18 protein-coding genes are annotated in these 20,465 nt (G+C 60.2%); 8 read left to right on the forward strand and 10 right to left on the reverse strand.

The window, feature by feature from the left end:
* Window positions 1–2 precede the first annotated feature (2 nt).
* The 6 genes from KGB27_RS14555 (at window position 3) to KGB27_RS14580 (ending at window position 9,691) form a co-directional block, all read left to right on the forward strand.
* Window positions 3–1,352: an imelysin family protein gene (locus KGB27_RS14555; protein WP_223555067.1), complete on the forward strand. Its 1,350-nt coding sequence runs from the start codon at window positions 3–5 to the stop codon at window positions 1,350–1,352.
* A gap of 294 nt (window positions 1,353–1,646) precedes the next feature.
* Window positions 1,647–3,074 (forward strand): di-heme oxidoredictase family protein, encoded by a 1,428-nt coding sequence (locus KGB27_RS14560; protein ID WP_223555070.1) that lies wholly within the window; start codon window positions 1,647–1,649, stop codon window positions 3,072–3,074.
* A 25-nt stretch (window positions 3,075–3,099) separates the two neighbouring features.
* The gene (locus KGB27_RS14565) at window positions 3,100–4,164 is read left to right on the forward strand and encodes an imelysin family protein (protein ID WP_008036511.1); all 1,065 of its coding nucleotides are present in this window, start codon (window positions 3,100–3,102) and stop codon (window positions 4,162–4,164) included.
* Between the two features lie 14 nt (window positions 4,165–4,178).
* On the forward strand, window positions 4,179–5,279 hold the full coding sequence (locus KGB27_RS14570; protein ID WP_223555072.1) for a DUF1513 domain-containing protein: 1,101 nt from the start codon (window positions 4,179–4,181) through the stop codon (window positions 5,277–5,279).
* A gap of 213 nt (window positions 5,280–5,492) precedes the next feature.
* A complete protein-coding gene (locus KGB27_RS14575) occupies window positions 5,493–6,641 on the forward strand; it encodes an efflux RND transporter periplasmic adaptor subunit (RefSeq protein ID WP_223481233.1) in 1,149 nt (382 codons plus the stop codon).
* Window positions 6,642–6,655: 14 nt separating this feature from the next.
* Window positions 6,656–9,691, forward strand: a complete 3,036-nt coding sequence (locus KGB27_RS14580) for a multidrug efflux RND transporter permease subunit (RefSeq protein WP_223555075.1) — start codon at window positions 6,656–6,658, stop codon at window positions 9,689–9,691.
* A 156-nt stretch (window positions 9,692–9,847) separates the two neighbouring features.
* Here KGB27_RS14580 and KGB27_RS14585 read toward each other — a convergent pair whose 3' ends face one another.
* From KGB27_RS14585 to colR, 5 genes are all read right to left on the reverse strand, one after another.
* Window positions 9,848–10,075, reverse strand: a complete 228-nt coding sequence (locus KGB27_RS14585) for a hypothetical protein (protein ID WP_032832295.1) — start codon at window positions 10,073–10,075, stop codon at window positions 9,848–9,850.
* Window positions 10,076–10,077: 2 nt separating this feature from the next.
* Window positions 10,078–10,791 (reverse strand): lipopolysaccharide kinase InaA family protein, encoded by a 714-nt coding sequence (locus KGB27_RS14590; RefSeq protein ID WP_008036472.1) that lies wholly within the window; start codon window positions 10,789–10,791, stop codon window positions 10,078–10,080.
* Between the two features lie 4 nt (window positions 10,792–10,795).
* A complete protein-coding gene (locus KGB27_RS14595; protein WP_192228591.1) occupies window positions 10,796–11,464 on the reverse strand; it encodes a class I SAM-dependent methyltransferase in 669 nt (222 codons plus the stop codon).
* A 152-nt stretch (window positions 11,465–11,616) separates the two neighbouring features.
* A complete protein-coding gene (locus KGB27_RS14600; protein ID WP_008036469.1) occupies window positions 11,617–12,897 on the reverse strand; it encodes a sensor histidine kinase in 1,281 nt (426 codons plus the stop codon).
* Window positions 12,887–13,570, reverse strand: a complete 684-nt coding sequence (gene colR, locus KGB27_RS14605) for a two-component system response regulator ColR (protein WP_008032118.1) — start codon at window positions 13,568–13,570, stop codon at window positions 12,887–12,889. The genes KGB27_RS14600 and colR overlap by 11 nt, the downstream gene beginning before the upstream one ends.
* A 219-nt stretch (window positions 13,571–13,789) precedes the next feature.
* Here colR and KGB27_RS14610 point away from each other — a divergent pair, with 219 nt between their 5' ends.
* Entirely contained in the window at window positions 13,790–14,533 is a 744-nt protein-coding gene (locus tag KGB27_RS14610; RefSeq protein ID WP_223555077.1) for a phosphatase PAP2 family protein, read from the forward strand.
* Between the two features lie 168 nt (window positions 14,534–14,701).
* Here KGB27_RS14610 and groL read toward each other — a convergent pair whose 3' ends face one another.
* From groL to KGB27_RS14630, 4 genes are all read right to left on the reverse strand, one after another.
* Entirely contained in the window at window positions 14,702–16,345 is a 1,644-nt protein-coding gene (gene groL / locus KGB27_RS14615; protein WP_008032122.1) for a chaperonin GroEL, read from the reverse strand.
* A gap of 49 nt (window positions 16,346–16,394) precedes the next feature.
* On the reverse strand, window positions 16,395–16,688 hold the full coding sequence (locus KGB27_RS14620; protein ID WP_008032125.1) for a co-chaperone GroES: 294 nt from the start codon (window positions 16,686–16,688) through the stop codon (window positions 16,395–16,397).
* 247 nt (window positions 16,689–16,935) lie between these two features.
* Window positions 16,936–17,412, reverse strand: a complete 477-nt coding sequence (locus tag KGB27_RS14625; RefSeq protein WP_008032127.1) for an FxsA family protein — start codon at window positions 17,410–17,412, stop codon at window positions 16,936–16,938.
* Between the two features lie 66 nt (window positions 17,413–17,478).
* On the reverse strand, window positions 17,479–18,210 hold the full coding sequence (locus KGB27_RS14630) for a HugZ family protein (protein WP_223555079.1): 732 nt from the start codon (window positions 18,208–18,210) through the stop codon (window positions 17,479–17,481).
* A gap of 164 nt (window positions 18,211–18,374) precedes the next feature.
* On the opposite strand from KGB27_RS14630, the gene KGB27_RS14635 reads away from it, so the two are divergent.
* The gene (locus KGB27_RS14635; RefSeq protein ID WP_223555081.1) at window positions 18,375–19,133 is read left to right on the forward strand and encodes an SDR family oxidoreductase; all 759 of its coding nucleotides are present in this window, start codon (window positions 18,375–18,377) and stop codon (window positions 19,131–19,133) included.
* 120 nt (window positions 19,134–19,253) lie between these two features.
* Here the strand turns inward: KGB27_RS14635 and apbC are convergent, their stop codons facing one another.
* Entirely contained in the window at window positions 19,254–20,348 is a 1,095-nt protein-coding gene (gene apbC, locus KGB27_RS14640; RefSeq protein ID WP_192417145.1) for an iron-sulfur cluster carrier protein ApbC, read from the reverse strand.
* Window positions 20,349–20,465 lie beyond the last annotated feature (117 nt).

The raw sequence follows: 20,465 nt of genomic DNA on the forward strand, positions 1-20,465 counted from the left end.
CCATGATTCGTATGCCTCTGGCTACCGCCAGTCTGTTGGCCATCGCTATTTCCCTCGCCGGTTGTGGCGAAGGCAAAGACAAAGCTGCCGCCCCAGCGCCTACGCCAGCCGCCACTACCACGGCCCCGGCCGCTGCGCCTGCGCCAGCTGCTGCCGGCAAAGTCGACGAAGCCGCTGCCAAAGCCGTTGTCGCGCATTACGCCGACATCGTCTTCGCCGTTTACAGCGATGCCGAATCCACCGCGAAAACCCTGCAAACCGCCGTCGACGCCTTCCTCGCGAAGCCGAACGCCGACACCCTGAAAGCCGCCAAGGCTGCCTGGATCGCTGCTCGCGTTCCTTACCTGCAGAGCGAAGTGTTCCGCTTCGGCAACACCATCATCGACGACTGGGAAGGTCAGGTGAACGCCTGGCCACTGGACGAAGGCCTGATCGACTACGTCGACAAATCCTACGAGCACGCACTGGGTAACCCGGGCGCGACCGCCAACATCATCGCCAACACTCAAGTTCAGGTCGGCGAAGACAAGATCGACGTCAAAGACATCACCCCGGAAAAACTCGCCAGCCTGAACGAGCTGGGTGGTTCCGAGGCCAACGTCGCGACCGGCTACCACGCCATCGAATTCCTGCTCTGGGGCCAGGACCTGAACGGCACCGGCCCTGGCGCCGGCAACCGTCCAGCCTCCGACTACCTGGAAGGCAAAGGCGCCACCGGAGGTCACAACGATCGTCGTCGCGCTTACCTGAAGTCCGTGACCCAACTGCTGGTCAGCGACCTGGAAGAAATGGTCGGTAACTGGAAGCCGAACGTGGCCGACAACTACCGCGCCACCCTGGAAGCGGAACCTGTGGATTCCGGCCTGCGCAAAATGCTGTTCGGCATGGGCAGCCTGTCCCTGGGCGAACTGGCGGGCGAGCGCATGAAGGTTTCCCTGGAAGCCAACTCCCCTGAAGACGAACACGACTGCTTCAGCGACAACACCCACAACTCGCAGTTCTACGATGCCAAAGGCATTCGTAACGTGTACCTGGGCGAATACACCCGTGTCGACGGCACCAAAATGACCGGCGCCAGCCTGTCCTCTCTGGTGGCCAAGGCGGACCCGGTGGCCGACACCGCGCTGAAAGCCGACCTGGCTGCGACCGAAGCCAAGATGCAGGTCATTGTCGATCACGCCAACAAGGGTGAGCACTACGACCAGTTGATCGCTGCCGGCAACACCGCTGGCAACCAGATCGTTCGTGACGCCATCGCTTCGCTGGTCAAGCAGACCGGTTCGATCGAAGCTGCCGCTGGCAAGCTGGGCATCAGCGACCTGAACCCGGACAACGCTGATCACGAATTCTGATCAACGCTGGCTGAAAAAAAGGCGACCTTCGGGTCGCCTTTTTCATGCCTGCCGAACGCTCACTACTGTAGGAGCGAGCGATGCGGCGACCCGACTTGCCCGCGAAGACGGCGTCACATTCAACGACAGTGGCGACTGGTACACCGCTTTCGCGAGCAAGCTTCGCTCCTACAGGGGATCGTGGTTTGCGGGAAAACCCTGCCCCACATCAACCAAACGATAATTCCTCTTATTCAATCTCCCCTGCCCTGTTAGACTTTGCGCCCTTGTTTTGCTCGTCTTGCAGGATGTCTGATGCCCTCGCTGCCTCTTCGCTTGTCCGCACTGTTTCTGGCCCTGGGCCTGAGTGCCTGCGATGACGCCCCGCGTTTTACCCAGGCCGAACCCGGTGAAGCCAGGTCCGGTGGCAGCGCGACCGTGCGCAAGACCGATCAGAACGCCTTTTCCCTGCCCTCCGCCAACCTGCCGCCGTCACGGCGCGTGGACTTCAGCGTCGGCAACAGCTTCTTCCGCAACCCCTGGGTGATCGCCCCGTCGACCACCACGGCCCGCGACGGCCTCGGCCCACTGTTCAACACCAACGCTTGCCAGGGCTGCCATATCAAGGACGGTCGCGGTCACCCGCCTGCACCTGATGCATTGAATGCCGTTTCGATGCTGGTGCGCCTGTCGATACCCGATTCACCAACCTACGCCAAAATCATCGAGCAGCAAGGTGTCGTGCCCGAGCCGGTCTACGGCGGCCAGTTCCAGGACATGTCGGTGCCCGGCGTGGTTCCGGAAGGCAAGGTTCGGGTTGATTACACGCCGGTGCCGGTGCGTTTCAAGGACGGCACCGAAGTCGAGTTGCGCAAGCCGACATTGCAGATCACCCAACTCGGCTACGGCCCGATGCACCCGGACACGCGTTTCTCCGCGCGCGTCGCCCCGCCGATGATTGGCCTCGGGCTGCTCGAGGCGATCCCGGAAGAAGCGATCCTCGCCAATGCCGCCGCGCAGGCCAAAGAGAAAAACGGCATCAATGGCCGACCGAACCAGGTCTGGGATGACGCCCTGCAGAAAACTGTCCTCGGCCGATTCGGCTGGAAGGCCGGGCAGCCGAACCTCAATCAACAGAATGTTCACGCGTTTTCTGGTGATATGGGCCTCACGACCAGCCTGAGACCCTTTGATGACTGCACCGAGGCGCAAACCGCCTGCAAACAGGCGCCGAACGGCAACGGCCCGGACGGCGAACCGGAAGTCAGCGATAACATTCTGCGTCTGGTGCTGTTCTACAGCCGCAACCTTGCCGTACCGGCTCGCCGCGATGTCGGCACACCGCAAGTGCTGGCCGGCAAGAGCCTGTTTTTCCAGGCTGGATGCCAGTCCTGCCACACACCGAAATACACCACCGCCGCCAACGCGGCAGAACCTGAACTGGCCAATCAAGTGATTCGCCCTTACAGCGATCTGCTGCTGCACGACATGGGCGACGGCCTGGCCGACAACCGCAGCGAATTCCAGGCCAGTGGCCGCGACTGGCGCACGCCGCCGTTGTGGGGCATCGGCCTGACGCAGGCAGTCAGTGGCCACACCCAGTTCTTGCATGACGGCCGCGCCCGCAATCTGCTCGAAGCCGTGCTCTGGCATGGCGGCGAAGCAAAAGCGGCCCAGCAACAGGTTTTGTCTTTCAATGCCGAGCAGCGCGCGGCGTTGCTGGCGTTTTTGAATTCCCTTTAAACGTATTCCTTAGCGGGAGCCCTAAATGTTCCGTCCCAAGTTGTTGTTCACCAGCCTTGCCGCACTCGCCCTCGGCGCCTGCTCACCGCAGGATCCGCAGGCTGTCACGTCGGCGGCCATCGCCAAGTCGGTGATCCTGCCGACCTACACGCGCTGGGTTGAAGCCGACCGCCAGTTGGCCGTCAGCGCGCTGGCCTATTGCGAAGGCAAGGAAAACCTCGACACCGCCCGCGCCGATTTCCTGCATGCGCAGAAAGCCTGGGCCGAGCTGCAACCGTTGCTGATCGGGCCGCTGGCCGAAGGCAATCGCGCCTGGCAGGTGCAATTCTGGCCGGACAAGAAAAACCTGGTGGGCCGTCAGGTCGAGCAACTGGTGACCGCGCAACCGCAGATCGATGCCACCGCCCTGGCCAAATCCAGCGTTGTGGTGCAAGGCCTCTCGGCCTACGAATACATCCTGTTCGACAGCAAACCTGACGTGGCCAACGAGGCGCAAAAAGCCAAGTATTGCCCTCTGCTGAAAGCCATCGGCGAGCGTCAGAAACAGCTGGCCGAAGAGATTCTGCAAACCTGGAACAACACCGACGGCATGCTCGCGCAGTTGAGCAAATTCCCGAACCAGCGTTACGCCGACTCCCACGAAGCGATTGCCGATCTGTTGCGTGTACAGGTCACCGCTCTCGACAGCCTGAAGAAAAAACTCGGCACGCCGATGGGCCGCCAGACCAAGGGTGTGCCGCAACCATTCCAGGCTGACCAGTGGCGCAGCCAGTCGTCCCTGACGAGCATGGAAGCGAGCCTCGCCGCCGCCAAAACCGTGTGGGAAGGCGTCGACAACAAAGGCCTGCGCGGCTTGCTGCCAAGCGAGCAGAAACCCTTGGCCGACAAGATCGACGCCGCCTACGCCGCGTCCCTGAAACTGTTCGCCAGCAACCAGCGTTCGCTGACTGAAATGCTCAACGACGACGCCGGTCGCCAGCAGCTCAACGACATCTACGACAGCCTCAACGTCGTCCACCGCCTGCACGAAGGCGAACTGGCCAAGGCGCTGGGCATCCAACTGGGCTTCAACGCCAACGACGGTGACTGATGAGGGCGAGTGCCATGCTGCGACGACAGACTCTGACGTTAGGTAGTTTGCTGCTGGGAGCAGTGACACTGGGCGGCTGGACGCTGTTCAAGCAAAAGGACAAGAGCCCGCTGCTGCTCTCGGCGCGGGACGATGGCGACGGCAAGCACTACGCCGTCGGTTATCGGCTGGACGGTACGCGGGTGTTCGCCACCCAGGTCGGCCAGCGCTGCCACGACATCATCAACCACCCGACGCTGCCGATCGCGCTGTTCGTCGCCCGGCGTCCAGGCACCGAAAGTTACCTGATCGACCTGCGCGACGGCACGCTGCTGCAAACCGTGGCCTCGCAACCGAACCGGCACTTCTACGGTCACGCGGTGATTCACCAGAGCGGCGACTGGCTGTACGCCACCGAGAACGACACGTCCGATCCCGGTCGCGGCCTGCTCGGTGTGTACAAGTTCGAAGGCGAGCGTCTGGTGCACAGCGGCGAGATTTCGACCCATGGCATCGGCCCGCATCAGGTGTCGTGGATGCCCGATGGCGAAACCCTGGTGGTGGCCAACGGCGGCATTCGCACCGAGGCTGAAAGCCGCGTCGAGATGAACCTCAACGCCATGGAACCAAGCCTGGTGCTGATGCAGCGCGACGGTACATTGCTGAGCAAGGAAACCCTCGCGCAACAGATGAACAGCGTGCGGCACCTGGGGATCGCCAGTGATGGCACCATCGTCGCCGGTCAACAATTCATGGGGCCGTCCCATGAGTCATCGGATCTGTTGGCGATCAAGCGTCCAGGGCAACCGTTCGTGGCGTTCCCGGTGCCCGAGCATCAGTTGCAGGCCATGGGGCATTACACCGCCAGCGTCGCGGTGCACAGTGATTTGCGCCTGGTCGCGTTGACGGCGCCACGGGGCAATCGCTTTTTCATCTGGGACATGGACAGCGGTGAAGTGCGCCTGGATGCGCCGCTTCCCGATTGCGCCGGGGTGGGTGCGGTGGCCGACGGTTTTGTCGTGACCTCGGGTCAAGGCCGATGCCGGTACTACGATTGCCGCCAGACAAACCTTGTTGCAAAACCCCTCGAACTGCCTGCGGGGCTCTGGGATAACCACCTGCATTTGATGGCGTAATGACGCAGCTCCTTCAGCAAACGCTTTCCCCTGTAGGAGCTGGCTTGCCAGCGATGGCGTTCTGAAGATCACCGCAATATCTTGTGGCCCTATCGCCGGCAAGCCGGCTCCTACAGGTTAGGGGAAACCCCGAAAACATCGATTGGAATACCCTGTGCACTCGCGGTAATGTGCCCGACTGTCTCACCTGATTTTCTCCAAGGAAGTGGAAATATGCTGCGTCGCCGCATGCTGATCATGTTGGGTGTTGTTTTGCTGATCGTGCTGGTTCTGGCCGGTTACAAAGCCTTCTCCATCTACACGATGATTCAAGGCTTCGCTGTGCCGAAACCGCCGATCAGCGTCGCCGTGGCTACTGCTACCGAGCAACCGTGGCAGGAACGCCTGCCTACCGTCGGCACGCTCAAGGCGCTGCAAGGCGTGGACCTGAGCCTTGAAACCGACGGCACCGTCATCGATTTGCAGTTCGAGTCAGGGCAGAAGGTCAAGGTAGGTCAACCACTCCTGCGCCTCGACAGCGCCGTGGAAAGTGCCTTGCTGGAAACCGCCCAGGCCGACCTCGGGCTGGCCCAGCTCGATTACGGTCGCGGTAGCCAACTGGTGGGCAGCCAGGCCATTTCCAAAGGTGAATTCGACCGACTTTCGGCGGTGCTGAAAAAAAGCAAAGCCACGGTCAATCAACTCAAGGCTGCGCTCGGCAAAAAAAGCATCGTTGCCCCCTTCAGCGGGACCATCGGCATTCGGCAGGTGGACGTTGGCGACTATCTTGCCAGCGGCACCATGATTGCCACCCTGCAAGACCTCAGCAGTCTCTACGTCGACTTTTTCGTGCCCGAACAGTCGGTGCCGAAGATCGCCATCGGCCAGCCGGTTGAAATCATCGTCGCGGCCTACCCGGCGCAGACCTTCCCCGGCACCATCAGCGCGATCAACCCGAAAATCGAGAACAGCACGCGCAACATGCAGGTCCGCGCGACCCTGGCCAACCCCGACGGCAAACTGTTACCGGGCATGTTCGCCAGCCTGCAGGTGATGCTGCCCGACCCACAGCCGCGCATCGTCGTGCCGGAAAGCGCGATCACGTACACGCTGTACGGTAATTCGTTGTACGTGGCTGCGCAGAAAAAAACCGAAGACGGCAGCATCGAAAAAGACGACAAGGGCCAACCGATCCTGATCGCCGAACGCCGTTTCATCGAAACCGGCGAGCGACGCGATGGGCAGGTGATGATTACCAAAGGCGTGAAGAACGGCGAAAAAGTGGTCACCGCCGGCCAGATCAAACTGGACAACGGTGCGCACATCGCCATCAGCGACGACAAGACCCTGGCCGAGAAGAACAGTCAGCCGCGCGCTGACTGATCAAGGAACCCCCAATGGCTTTTACCGACCCGTTCATCCGCCGCCCGGTGCTCGCCACCGTGGTCAGCCTGTTGATTGTGCTGCTGGGCTTTCAGGCCTGGAGCAAGCTGCCGCTGCGCCAATACCCGCAAATGGAAAACGCCCTGATCACGGTGACCACCGCGTACCCCGGGGCGAACGCCGAAACCATTCAGGGCTACATCACCCAACCGATGCAACAGAGCCTGGCGAGCGCCGAGGGCATCGACTACATGACCTCGGTCAGTCGCCAGAACTTCTCGGTGATCTCGATCTACGCGCGCATCGGTTCCAACAGCGACCGCTTGTTCACCGAGTTGCTGGCCAAGGCCAACGAAGTGAAAAACCAGTTGCCTCAGGACGCCGAAGACCCGGTACTGAGCAAGGAAGCCGCCGATGCGTCGGCGCTGATGTACATCAGCTTCTTCAGCAAGGAAATGAGTAACCCGCAGATTACCGATTACCTGTCGCGAGTGATTCAGCCAAAACTGGCGACCCTGCCAGGCATGGCCGAAGCCGAGATTCTCGGCAACCAGGTATTCGCCATGCGCCTGTGGCTGGACCCGGTGAAACTGGCGGGTTTCGGCCTCAGCGCCAGCGATGTGACCGATGCCGTGCGCAAGTACAACTTCCTCTCCGCCGCCGGCGAAGTGAAAGGCGAGTACGTGGTCACCAGCATCAACGCCAACACCGAGCTCAAATCCGCCGAAGCCTTCGCCGCGATTCCGCTCAAGGTCGACGGTGACAGCCGGGTGCTGCTCAGCGATGTCGCGCGGGTCGAGATGGGCGCGGAAAACTACGACACCATCAGCTCCTTCGGTGGCACGCCCTCGGTGTACATCGGCATCAAGGCAACGCCCGGCGCCAACCCGCTGGACGTGATCAAGGAAGTGCGCAAGATCATGCCGGACCTGGAAGCCCAGCTGCCGCCGAACCTCAAGGGTGAAATTGCCTACGACGCCACGCTGTTCATCCAGGCCTCGATCGACGAAGTGGTGAAAACCCTGTTCGAAGCGGTGTTGATCGTGATCGTCGTGGTGTTTCTGTTCCTCGGTGCGCTGCGTTCGGTGGTGATCCCGGTGGTGACCATTCCGTTGTCGATGATCGGCGTGATGTTCTTCATGCAGATGATGGGCTACTCGATCAACCTGCTGACCCTGCTGGCGATGGTATTGGCCATTGGCCTGGTGGTGGACGACGCCATCGTGGTGGTGGAAAACATCCACCGTCACATCGAAGAAGGCAAGACGCCGCTGGATGCCGCCATTGAAGGTGCCCGGGAAATCGCCATGCCGGTGGTCTCGATGACCATCACCCTGGCGGCGGTCTACGCCCCGATCGGCTTCCTGACCGGCCTCACCGGGGCGCTGTTCAAGGAGTTCGCCCTGACACTGGCCGGTGCGGTGGTGATCTCCGGCATCGTCGCCCTGACGTTGTCGCCGATGATGTGCGCCTTTCTGCTGCGCCACGACGAAAACCCCAGCGGCCTCGCTCACCGGCTGGACCTGATTTTCGAAGGTCTCAAGCGCCGCTACCAGCGCATGCTGCACGGCACGCTCAACACGCGGCCGGTGGTGCTGGTGTTCGCGGTGATCGTGCTGTGCCTGATTCCGGTGCTGCTCAACTTCACCAAATCGGAACTGGCACCGGACGAGGACCAGGGCGTCATTTTCATGCTGGCCAGCGCTCCGCAGCCGACCAACCTCGATTACCTGAACACCTACACCGACGAGTTCGTCAGCATCTTCAAGGCGTTTCCCGAGTACTACTCCTCGTTCCAGATCAACGGCTTCAACGGCGTGCAATCGGGGATTGGCGGTTTCCTGCTCAAACCGTGGAACGAGCGTGAGCGCACGCAAATGCAGATCCTGCCTGCGGTCCAGAGCAAACTGGAAAGCATTCCAGGGTTGCAGATTTTCGGCTTCAACCTGCCTTCCCTGCCCGGGACCGGCGAAGGGCTGCCGTTTCAATTCGTCGTCAATACCGCCAACAATTACGAGTCGTTGCTGCAAGTGATGGACCGGGTGAAAAAACGCGCGATGGAGTCCGGCAAGTTTGCCTTCGTCGACGTTGACCTGGCCTTTGACAAACCCGAAGTCGTGGTCGATATCGATCGGGCGAAGGCCGCGCAGATGGGCGTGTCCATGCAGGATCTGGGCGGCACGCTGGCGACGTTGCTGGGCGAGGCGGAGATCAACCGGTTCACCATTGAAGGTCGCAGCTACAAAGTCATCGCGCAGGTCGAACGGCCCTTCCGGGACAACCCCGACTGGCTGAACAACTATTACGTGAAGAACACCAAGGGCGAACTGCTGGCCCTGTCGACCCTGATTACCGTGACCGACCGGGCACGCCCACGGCAACTGAATCAGTTCCAGCAGCTCAACTCGGCGATCCTGTCCGGGGTCCCGCTGGTGAGCATGGGTGAAGCCCTCGACGCGGTGCGTCAGATTGCCCGGGAAGAGGCACCCGCAGGTTTTGCCGTCGACTATGCCGGTGCATCGCGGCAGTACGTGCAGGAAGGCAGTGCGTTGTGGGTCACTTTTGCCTTGGCATTGGCGATCATTTTCCTGGTGCTGGCGGCGCAGTTCGAAAGCTTCCGCGACCCGCTGGTGATTCTGGTGACCGTGCCGCTGTCGATCTGCGGCGCTCTGATCCCGCTGTTCCTCGGCTGGTCGAGCATGAACATCTACACCCAGGTCGGGCTGGTGACGTTGATCGGATTGATCAGCAAGCACGGGATCCTGATCGTCGAGTTCGCCAACCAGTTGCGCAAGGACAAGGGCCTGACGCCGCGCGAAGCGGTTGAGGAAGCAGCGGCCATTCGTCTGCGTCCGGTGCTGATGACCACCGCGGCGATGGTGTTTGGCATGGTGCCGTTGATCATTGCCACGGGCGCGGGCGCTGTCAGCCGGTTCGACATCGGCACAGTGATCGCCACGGGGATGTCGATCGGGACGTTGTTTACGCTGTTTGTGCTGCCGTGCGTGTACACGTTGCTGGCTAAACCCGATAAACCAGTGAACGCATAATCCTTGTAGGAGCCGGCTTGCCGGCGATGGTGTGTCAGCGGCGGTGATGTCGACTGACACTCCATCGCCGGCAAGCCGGCTCCTACAGAGCGTAAGAGACACGGAAATGAAAAAGGCCTCGCATTTGCGAGGCCTTTTATTTGGGCTTCAATCTGGTCAACTCTGCGGCCTCAGTCCTTGAGAAAGTCCGAACATGAACAGCAATAGATCATGATCGGGTTGGGTTGCAACGGTCGCCTTCGCAACCCGTGGCATCGGACAACGCACGTCCCCGCTCACTGAACTGAGGACCTGCGTGCGGGGCTGCTCCCAAGCCGCCACCGCCAGTGAAGCAACTGCCAAGGCTCCTATCAGGAACAAACCTCTAGCAATTTCGAGTTTCATTGCTATAAACCTTTGATAGCGCTGCCAAACGCCATCTCATAAAGGTAGACGAGATTTTTCCAGTCCGTGTCGCTGAACGACGAGTGGCGGCGCAGTTGCCGCATGTCATGGGTAGCGGCGCGACGGGCGGTCAAACGCTTCCGGCTCTTCTCCAGATCGAGCATGGCAATCTCGACGTTGGCGGCCTCGCCCTCACCAGTGACGCGTACGAATACGTGCTTCATATAGAGGCAGCCGTGCTGCCAGCGGCCCTTGTGCATGCGAGCCAGATTCTCGGCCAGATCCTTCAGGACCCGATCATGCACCGCCTCGCCATGACGTTCGCGACCACCACCTGCATACCAGTGTTCGATTTCTTCGAAACCGTCCAGTGCCTTAGTCACCAGCAATGCGCGCCACTTGTGAACCGGGTCATGCTGCGCACCGCAGAAAACGATTTCCGGAACGCGCACGTCGATCAGGCGCATGCCCATGAGCGCATCTCGCTCACGCAACACCGTCGGCCGACCGAAAGGATGCAGCCAACTCCGATAGATATGTCCGGTCTGACGTTTGACGTAAAGCAGTTGTCCCTTGCTGCTCTTGATACGCTGCACGCCACTTTCGCCGCCGCGACGGACGTTGGGTTCTTCAACCCACTCACCGCGCTGATTCCAGAAATAGTCAAAGCGGTCTTGGGAAGCGACGTCCGTTTCTGCTGCACACTGCACTGCCATTGAGTTACCTCTTGCGTAATACATAAACCCGCCACATGGCATAGAGCGGTAAAAAGTCCAGTTGTTCCTGGACTCGAAAACCCGCTTGCTCGAACTCCTTTTCGACCGTAGCCGCCGGTAACACAAATCGGTTTTGGTAACCGAGATGCCCACGTGTTTTTTCAAGCCGCCTGCGTTTCCAGGCTTTGAAATTGCCGTCCACCCACAACGAAATAATCACGCTGTCACGCGTGACGCGTTCGAACTCACGCAAAATGGCCAGTCGATGCTCGGCTTCACCGATGTGGTGCAGCAAACGCATACAAAAAATGCTGTCGACGGCGTTATCAGGCAAGGCAATGTCGAACGCAGATGTGTGCAAGGGTTGTACCCGTTTCACCACATCGGCCGGTTGCGCCTTCAAAGCGATTTTCAGCATGGACTCGGAGTTGTCCGCACCGATAATCACCCGATTGGCTTTTTCCGCCAGTAGTGGCCAGAAGCGCCCGGCACCGCAGGGTAAATCGAGAACCAGGCCAGGTTCACCGGCCAATGTCAAAGCCTTGCGCGCCAGTTGCTCGTCACGCCAATGGGACAGTCGGCGACCGAGTCCGTCCTGATGTTTGCGCAGGTATTTCTGAGCGTGTTGATCGTCGTATTTTTCGGAAAAATCAAGTTTGATCGGGCCAGCCATCACGAAGGGCTCCTGCGTTTCTGATGACCACTACCCTAAGGAATGGTGTGTCAGCGCCAGGTCATGCCTTCGTGAAAAAATCGTGGTGTAAAACCCCGACTTATTTCGAGGTTTTACAGGTTGATGGCAGTGGCCGAGGGCCAGCAACGAAATCAACTATCGCGCTGACTCAACGTCACCTGAAAACGACAGCCATTGGGCTCCATGTTCGTCAGGCTGACATTCCACCCCTGGTTCTCGCAGATCCGCTGCACCAGCGACAGGCCCAGCCCCAGGCCTTCACCGCGCTTCTCGTTGCCACGCACGAACGGCTCGAACATCGCCTCGCGTTTTTCCTCGGGAATGCCCACACCACTGTCCTCGACCGTGAAACCGGCGGTCGTCAGCGTCAAGCGGATGAAGCCCCGTTCGGTGTAATGCAGCGCGTTACGCAGCAGGTTACCCATGACTGCGTGCAACAGGGTTGCGTTGTAGCAGGTGCTGGCCGGATTGCCCGGTTCAAATATCAGCGACAGCCCTTTTGCCTCGATCGGTTCTCGCCATAAATTGAGCAGCCCGCCGGCGACCTGGCTCAAGGACTGCTGCGGCGCCATGCTGGCGTCTTCATGTTGGGCGCGGGCCAGCATCAGGAAGGTTTGCACCAGCTCACGCATCTCTTCGCAGGCGCGGGCGATTCGTTCAACCTGAGCCCGACCCCGCTGGTCGATGCCGGGGTTTTCCAGCAACAGCTCACAGGAACTGGCCAGCACCATCAACGGCGTGCGCAATTCGTGGCTGACGTCACTGGTGAACAATCGCTCCCGGGTCAATGCCTGCCGCAAGCGCCCGAGGGTGGCGTCGAAGGCTACCGCCAGCTCGCCCACTTCATCAGCGGCGTAGTCCGGTGCCAACGGGGGCGCCAGCCCCAGGAGCTGATCGCGGTGACGCACCTGCCGAGCGAGGCGCACCACCGGCGCCATCACTTTGCGCGCGAGGACCCAGCCGAGGAACACCGCCAACGCCAGGCTCAAGACGAAGCCCACCAGCACCACCGCGAACAGCACCCGCTCACGCTCTTCGAAATCACTCTGGTCTTGCAGCAGCACATAATGCCGGCCGTCGACGACTTCGACCATCGCGTGATACGACAGCTGCTCCCGGAACACCTCGTGAAAACCCGGCTCCAGATGACGCAAATCCTTGGGCAAGTCGAAATCGCCCGGCCCGCCGCTGAAGTAGAACAGCTGGTCTGGTTCGGGGCGATGGCTCCAGTCCGAGACACTGTCCATCAACAACAGACGTTGCAGATCGCCACCCAGACCTGCCGAAATCAGTTTTTCTTCCACCAGGTGCACGGTTGCCACAATGCCCATGGCGAAGGCGCCTGCCACCAATGCGCTCATCAGCGCAAAGGCGATGATGATCCGTTGAGCAAGGCTCTGTTTAAACTCCATCACGGCCCTCGGCCAAGCGATAACCCACACCGTGTACGGTTTGCAGCAACGGCTTGGCGAACGGCTTGTCGATCACCTGACGCAATTGGTGGACGTGGCTGCGCAGGCTGTCGCTGTCCGGGCAGTCATCGCCCCACAGGGCCTCTTCGAGAATTTCCCGGCGCAAGACGTGCGGGCTTTTCTGCATCAGCACGGCCAACAGTTTCAGGCCGACCGGGTTGAGTTTCAGCAAGCGCCCTTCGCGGGTGACTTCCAGGGTATCGAGGTCGTAGCTCAGATCGCCGACTTGCAGGGTACGACGACCGCCGCCCTGCGCCCGGCGCATCACCGCTTCGATCCGCGCGGCCAGTTCAGACAGGGCGAAAGGCTTGATCAGGTAATCATCCGCCCCGGACTTGAAGCCTTGCAGCCGGTCGTCCAATTGATCGCGAGCGGTCAGCATGATCACCGGGGTGTCACGGCGAGCGTCTTCGCGCAGGCGTTTGCACAACGTATAGCCGTCGATGCCGGGCAACATGATGTCGAGCACGATCAAGTCGTAGTGCTCGGTGGCTGCCAGGTGCAGGCCAGACAAACCGTCCTGCGCGCAATCCACGGTGTAGCCTTTGAGCCCCAGGTAATCGGCCAGATTGGCCAGGATATCGCGGTTGTCTTCAACCAATAGAATTCGCATGGGCACCTCCTCCGTACACAGTAACGGCCGTCTTGGCCCGCGCAGCTTAAGGCCTGGCGTGGCGCAGAGCCAGAACTGTGTGCAGTGGCCAAACCCATTGATAAACCCGGTGTGACGTTGACGATTTTTTCACTATCGGTTCACACAGCAGCGACAGAAACAGGCCCAAACTCCGCGCGGCTGCGCTCTCAAGAACATTTAACCGACCAAGGAACTGCCATGGTTTCGACCACTGCCCGCCCCGCCTCTCGCCCTCTGAACTTCTGGGTGTGCCTGGGTGTGCCCGCCGTTGCGGCGATCATTCTGGTGCTGCTCGAACTGACGTCCGTGGACATGGACCTGGCGAGGATGTTCTACGACCCGGCTGCGGGGGATTTCATCGGACGGCACAGTTACTTCCTCGAAAACATCCTGCATGACCGCGCCAAACAGGTGGTCATCGCGTTTTCAGTGTTGGCCATCTTCGGCTTCATCGGCGCCTTTTTCATCGGCCGGCTCAAACCGTTCAAACGGGAACTGGGCTGCCTGGTGCTGTCCCTTGGCCTGGCGACCTCTTTTGTCACGCCCGTCAAAGCGGTGACCGCGGTTCAATGCCCATGGAGCCTGGAGCAATTCGGCGGTCATGAAACCTACAGCGAACTGCTCAGCCCGCGCCCACCTACCGAAAAACCCGGCCGTTGCTGGCCAGGTGGCCATGCCGCCACCGGTTTCACGTTGTTTGCGCTGTTTTTCGTGCTGCGCGACCGACGTCCGCGTCTGGCGCGCAAGGCGCTGGTGTTCGCGTTTGCGCTGGGCACGGTGTTTTCCATCGGCCGGATGCTGCAGGGCGCGCATTTTTTCTCGCACAACGTGTGGACAGCGATTTTCTGCTGGCTGATTTGTCTGGGGTCGTATTACTACATCCTTTATCGACCGGCGTTGAAGGCTGATCGAGTAACCAAGGCAGAACCTGTCGGCGCCTGATCTGACGCCTTCGCGGGCAAGCCTCGCTCCTACAAGGATCGCGCAGAACCTGTAGGAGCGAGGCTTGCCCGCGAAGGGGTCCTCAAAAGCAACACAACTTTCCGGCACGCAATAAAAAACCCCGCCTGCTTTCGCAGGCGGGGTTTTTTCGTACGGGGTAAGGCTGGCTTACATCATGCCGCCCATGCCGCCCATACCGCCCATGTCTGGCATGCCGCCGCCAGCTGGTGCGTCTTCCTTGATCTCGGCGATCATGGCTTCGGTGGTGATCATCAGGCTGGCAATCGACGAAGCCGCTTGCAGAGCCGAACGAGTCACTTTGGCCGGGTCCAGGATACCCATTTCGATCATGTCGCCGTATTCGCCGGTGGCAGCGTTGTAACCGTAGTTACCCGAACCCTGCTTGACCTTGTCCACAACTACGCTTGGCTCGTCGCCGGAGTTGGCAACGATCTGACGCAGTGGAGCTTCTACAGCGCGACGCAGCAACTGGATGCCAACGTTCTGGTCATCGTTGTCGCCTTTCAGCTCGGAGATAGCCTGCAGAGCGCGAACCAGTGCCACGCCGCCGCCAGGTACCACGCCTTCTTCAACGGCTGCACGGGTAGCGTGCAGGGCGTCTTCAACGCGGGCTTTCTTCTCTTTCATTTCAACTTCGGAACCAGCGCCAACCTTGATCACTGCAACGCCGCCGGACAGCTTGGCCAGACGCTCTTGCAGTTTTTCACGGTCGTAGTCGGACGAAGTGTCGGCCACTTGCTGACGGATCTGCAGAACGCGAGCCTGGATGTCAGCCTCAACGCCGGCACCGTCGATCACGGTGGTGTTTTCTTTGGACAGGATTACGCGCTTGGCATTACCCAGGTGTTCCAGGGTAGTGCTTTCCAGGCTCAGACCGATCTCTTCGGAGATAACGGTACCGCCAGTCAGAACAGCGATGTCCTGCAGCATGGCCTTGCGACGGTCGCCGAAGCCTGGAGCCTTGACGGCTGCGACTTTGACGATGCCACGCATGTTGTTCACAACCAGAGTCGCCAGGGCTTCGCCTTCAACGTCTTCGGCCACGATCAGCAGTGGACGGCCGGCTTTGGCAACGGCTTCCAGTACTGGCAGCATTTCGCGGATGTTCGAGATCTTTTTGTCGACCAGCAGGATCAGCGGACCGTCCAGCTCGGCAGTCATGGTCTCTGGCTTGTTGACGAAGTACGGGGACAGGTAGCCACGGTCGAACTGCATGCCTTCAACAACCGACAGTTCGTTTTCCAGGCCCGAGCCTTCTTCAACGGTGATCACGCCTTCTTTACCGACTTTTTCCATGGCTTCGGCAATGATGTCGCCGATGGAGTTGTCGGAGTTGGCCGAGATGGTGCCGACCTGAGCGATTGCCTTGGTGTCAGCGCATGGCTTGGACAGGGCTTTCAGCTCTTTGACGATAGCGATGGTCGCTTTGTCGATACCGCGCTTGAGGTCCATCGGGTTCATGCCGGCAGCGACGGCTTTCAGGCCTTCGTTGACGATCGATTGAGCCAGAACGGTAGCGGTGGTGGTGCCGTCGCCTGCGTCATCGTTGGCACGGGAGGCAACGTCTTTGACCAGCTGCGCGCCCATGTTTTCGAAGCGATCTTTCAGCTCGATTTCTTTGGCGACGGACACGCCGTCCTTGGTGATGGTCGGAGCGCCGAAGCTCTTCTCGATGATCACGTTACGGCCTTTAGGGCCCAGGGTCGCTTTTACTGCGTCAGCCAGGACGTTTACACCGGCGAGCATTTTCTTGCGGGCGGAGTCGCCGAATTTAACTTCTTTAGCAGCCATGATCGATATTCCTTAAATACTTTGTAGTAGCGGGAAAATGAGCGGGGAATCAGCCTTCGATAACAGCGAGAATCTCGTTCTCAGCCATTACCAGCAGGTCTTCGCCGTCGACTTTCACGGTGTTGCTGCCGGAGTACGGGCCGAACACAACCTTGTCACCCACTTTCACGGCCAGCGCACGCACTTCACCGTTGTCCAGCACGCGGCCGGTACCTACAGCGAGCACTTCGCCGCTGTTGGCTTTTTCAGCAGCCGAACCTGGCAGGACGATACCGCCAGCGGTTTTCTTTTCTTCTTCGCTGCGACGGATGACGACGCGGTCATGCAGAGGACGAAGCTTCATTGTCGATCTCTCCTAATTGTGGTTTTCATCGGCCGGTGTAGTCCCGGCGGGTTTAACAAATCCGGCGGTGCCGGGTGCGGCTCGTCAAGCGAACCGCGGAAGTCTGTCTGGCGTGATTGCCAGAAACCTTGCGGTGACCGTTACATAAGGGCGCATAAGCTTATTACAAGGGCGGGGATCGAAATTTTTTACGTTGATGCCCCGAAAACGAACACGGCACCCGAAGGTGCCGTGCAGGTGAAACGATTTACTTGGAATCGCGGTGTTCGAACTCACCTTCGATCACGTTCGGCTCTCGGCCCAACGGCTCGCGCGGGGCAGGACCGCCACGCGGCTGAAGATCATCGGCGAACGCACGCTGACGGATCGCCGCCTCTTCGGCGCGCTGGCGCATTTTATTGGCCAGCAGTCGACGCGAGATCGGCAGCAGCATGATCAGGCCCAGCACGTCGGTGACGAAGCCCGGCAGAATCAACAGACCACCGGCCAGGGCCAGCATCAGGCCTTCGAGCATGGTCTGGGCTGGCAGTTCGCCGCGGTTCAGACTTTCACGCGCACGCAGCGCAGTGGCCAGGCCGGCGATGCGCAGCACGAACACGCCGAGCATCGAGCCGAGAATGACCAGCAGCAGCGCCGGGAAAAACCCGATCGCACCGCTGACCTTGACGAATACGAACAGCTCCAACACCGGAAACAGTACAAAGAGCAATAAAAAAGGGCGCATCAAAAGGTTCCTCAACGCAAGAATGCCTTGCCAGTCTTCCCTAGATGACGTCGCCCTTTCGTGAATTCAAGCTCCGGCCACTTCATTTTTCGGCCAATGTTCGGCGTGAGCCAGGAAAACCAAGGCCTCCCGAACTTGTGTCGGCGTATTACACGGGGCTTGAAACGGTAGCCAGTACAGCGCCTGACCAATGCGCAGGTGCATGCCTTCAGTGTCGATCCCGGCCAATTGCGCCGGCTCGGTTTTCGGCAGCCCCGCCAGTTCGACGTAGTGGGCGATGGCTTTGGCGTGATCGGCGTTCATGTGCTCGACCATGCTCACCTCGGCCTTGCCGGCGAACGGGTTGGCCAACGTCAGTTGATCGACCCAATGAATCGCGCCGAAGCCACCGATGTAACGGTGACGCACGGGTTTGAGCACCCAGAAATCGAAATCGTGGGCCTTGTGGTAATTCTGCGAATCCGGGAAGTAACGGTAGTAGCGCTCAGCGGCCGATTCAATTGCAGCCGCGTCCTCGAGTTTTTCTGCTTCGGCGAGGTACGTCAGGCGGCCGACCGCTTGCACGTCCTCGGCCCCGCGCTCACCGACGAACAGCGAACACTTCGGGTCTTTCTGCAGGTTGTGGGTGTGCTGGGCGATGCGGCTGATCAGGATCAGCGGCCGGCCCTGCTCGTCCAGACAGTAAGGAACCACGGAGCCAAACGGGAAACCGGGCATCGCCTTGGAGTGCGTCGACAGCACTCCGCGGTATTCCTTGAGAAGCAATTCTCGGGCATTCTTGGCCGCTTCAACGCTCAATTTATGACTCCTTATATAGAATCCGTCGAAAAAACGGACAGGCGACTGCTGAAAGTTCCAGTCCGCCATCGGGGCAGTTCTCATGTGCAACCAGGCCACATCAGGTGCAGATCGAGAGGCTCTCTAGAAGGAAGACCACTCCAACCTGCAACTGGGGCACGCGAATGCAACTCACTGACAAAGTAATCATTATCACTGGCGGTTGCCAGGGTTTAGGCCGTTCGATGGCCGAGTATTTAGCCGGTAAAGGCGCGAAGCTTGCGCTGGTTGACCTGAACCAGGAAAAGCTCGATGACGCCGTTGCCGCGTGCAAGGCCAAGGGCGTCGAGACCCGCGCCTACCTGTGCAACGTGGCCAATGAAGAGCAAGTGACGCACATGGTCGCCCAGGTGGCCGAAGATTTCGGCGCGATCCATGGGCTGATCAACAACGCCGGGATCCTGCGTGACGGGCTGCTGTTGAAGGTCAAGGACGGCGAGATGACCAAGATGAGCCTGGCCCAATGGCAGGCGGTCATCGACGTCAACCTGACCGGCGTATTCCTGTGCACCCGCGAAGTCGCGGCGAAAATGGTCGAGCTGAAGAATAGCGGCGCGATCATCAACATCTCGTCGATCTCCCGCGCCGGCAACGTCGGCCAGACCAACTACTCGGCAGCCAAGGCCGGGGTTGCTGCGGCGACCGTCACTTGGGCAAAGGAATTGGCGCGTTACGGCATCCGCGTTGCGGGCATTGCACCGGGCTTTATCGAGACCGAGATGACGCTGGGCATGAAGCCTGAAGCGCTGGAGAAAATGACGTCCGGGATTCCGCTCAAGCGCATGGGCAAGCCGGAAGAGATCGCCCATTCGGCGGCGTACATTTTCGAGAACGACTACTACACCGGCCGGATCCTGGAAATGGATGGCGGGTTGCGCATCTAACCAACACCGCAAAACCAATGTGGGAGCGAGCCTGCTCGCGATAACGGTGTGCCAGTCAACGCATCCGTTGAATGTTAATCCGCTATCGCGAGCAGGCTCGCTCCCACAATTGGATCGCGTTTAATCGTCGCTGATGGTGATGTTCGGCATCGCCGGGGTCGCCGCTTCCTGCAACACGATCCGCGCGCCGACATGGCGGGCGAGTTCCTGATACACCAGCGCGATCGGGCTGTCCGGCTCGGCAATGACCGTTGGCTTGCCGCCATCGGCCTGTTCACGAATGGCCATCGCCAGCGGCAAAGAGGCCAGCAGCTCGACGCCATATTGGCTGGCCAGCTTCACGCCCCCGCCCTCACCGAACAGATGCTCGGCATGCCCGCAGTTCGAGCAGATGTGCACCGCCATGTTTTCCACCACGCCCAGCACCGGGATGTTGACCTTGCGGAACATCTCCACGCCTTTGCGCGCGTCCAGCAACGCCAGGTCTTGTGGGGTGGTAACGATGACAGCGCCGGCCACCGGGACTTTCTGTGCCAGGGTCAGCTGGATGTCGCCGGTGCCAGGCGGCATGTCGATGACCAGGTAATCCAGATCGCCCCAGGCGGTTTGTGTCACCAGTTGCAACAGTGCGCCAGAGACCATCGGCCCGCGCCAGACCATCGGCGTGTTGTCGTCGGTCAAAAACGCCATGGACATCACTTCGACGCCATGGGACTCAATCGGCACGAACCACTTCTGATCCTTGACCTTTGGTCGGGTGCCTTCGGGAATGCCGAACATGATGCCTTGGCTCGGGCCGTAAATGTCCGCATCCAGAATCCCCACCTTGGCGCCTTCGCGGGCCAGGGCCAACGCGAGGTTGGCGGCGGTGGTGGACTTGCCCACGCCGCCCTTGCCGGATGCCACGGCCACGACGTTCTTGACGTTGGCCAGGCCCGGGATCTGTGCCTGAGCCTTGTGTGCAGCGATCACACTGGTGATATCAACGCGGGCGCTGGTGACGCCGTCGAGGCCTTCGATGGCCATCTGCAGCATCTGCGCCCAGCCACTTTTGAACAGGCCGGCGGCGTAACCCAACTCCAGCTGGACGCTGACGCGATCACCCTGGATGTCGATGTTGCGCACGCACCCGGCGCTGACCGGGTCCTGGTTCAGGTAAGGGTCGGTGTATTGGCGAAGGACGGCTTCCACCGCTGCGCGATTGACGGCGCTCATGGGCAACTCCGATAGCAAGACTGGAAAATCAGGCGGGTATCGTACCTGTTCTGATCGTTTGGCGGCATGTCGAAAAGATCTGTAGGAGCCGGCGTTCCGACGATAGCTGACTAGAAG

Origin of the sequence: Pseudomonas sp. BF-R-01 (genome assembly GCF_019946615.1) — a bacterium.
GTDB lineage: Bacteria > Pseudomonadota > Gammaproteobacteria > Pseudomonadales > Pseudomonadaceae > Aquipseudomonas > Aquipseudomonas migulae.

Excerpts from the sequence above, each read along its gene's own strand:
- KGB27_RS14555 (WP_223555067.1), top strand. The coding sequence starts at position 3 with ATGATTCGTATGCCTCTGGCTACCGCCAGTCTGTTGGCCATCGCTATT.
- KGB27_RS14560 (WP_223555070.1), top strand. The coding sequence starts at position 1,647 with ATGCCCTCGCTGCCTCTTCGCTTGTCCGCACTGTTTCTGGCCCTGGGC.
- KGB27_RS14565 (WP_008036511.1), top strand. The coding sequence starts at position 3,100 with ATGTTCCGTCCCAAGTTGTTGTTCACCAGCCTTGCCGCACTCGCCCTC.
- KGB27_RS14570 (WP_223555072.1), top strand. The coding sequence starts at position 4,179 with ATGCTGCGACGACAGACTCTGACGTTAGGTAGTTTGCTGCTGGGAGCA.
- KGB27_RS14575 (WP_223481233.1), top strand. The coding sequence starts at position 5,493 with ATGCTGCGTCGCCGCATGCTGATCATGTTGGGTGTTGTTTTGCTGATC.
- KGB27_RS14580 (WP_223555075.1), top strand. The coding sequence starts at position 6,656 with ATGGCTTTTACCGACCCGTTCATCCGCCGCCCGGTGCTCGCCACCGTG.
- KGB27_RS14585 (WP_032832295.1), bottom strand. The coding sequence starts at position 10,075 with ATGAAACTCGAAATTGCTAGAGGTTTGTTCCTGATAGGAGCCTTGGCA.
- KGB27_RS14590 (WP_008036472.1), bottom strand. The coding sequence starts at position 10,791 with ATGGCAGTGCAGTGTGCAGCAGAAACGGACGTCGCTTCCCAAGACCGC.
- KGB27_RS14595 (WP_192228591.1), bottom strand. The coding sequence starts at position 11,464 with ATGGCTGGCCCGATCAAACTTGATTTTTCCGAAAAATACGACGATCAA.
- KGB27_RS14600 (WP_008036469.1), bottom strand. The coding sequence starts at position 12,897 with ATGGAGTTTAAACAGAGCCTTGCTCAACGGATCATCATCGCCTTTGCG.
- colR (WP_008032118.1), bottom strand. The coding sequence starts at position 13,570 with ATGCGAATTCTATTGGTTGAAGACAACCGCGATATCCTGGCCAATCTG.
- KGB27_RS14610 (WP_223555077.1), top strand. The coding sequence starts at position 13,790 with ATGGTTTCGACCACTGCCCGCCCCGCCTCTCGCCCTCTGAACTTCTGG.
- groL (WP_008032122.1), bottom strand. The coding sequence starts at position 16,345 with ATGGCTGCTAAAGAAGTTAAATTCGGCGACTCCGCCCGCAAGAAAATG.
- KGB27_RS14620 (WP_008032125.1), bottom strand. The coding sequence starts at position 16,688 with ATGAAGCTTCGTCCTCTGCATGACCGCGTCGTCATCCGTCGCAGCGAA.
- KGB27_RS14625 (WP_008032127.1), bottom strand. The coding sequence starts at position 17,412 with ATGCGCCCTTTTTTATTGCTCTTTGTACTGTTTCCGGTGTTGGAGCTG.
- KGB27_RS14635 (WP_223555081.1), top strand. The coding sequence starts at position 18,375 with ATGCAACTCACTGACAAAGTAATCATTATCACTGGCGGTTGCCAGGGT.
- apbC (WP_192417145.1), bottom strand. The coding sequence starts at position 20,348 with ATGAGCGCCGTCAATCGCGCAGCGGTGGAAGCCGTCCTTCGCCAATAC.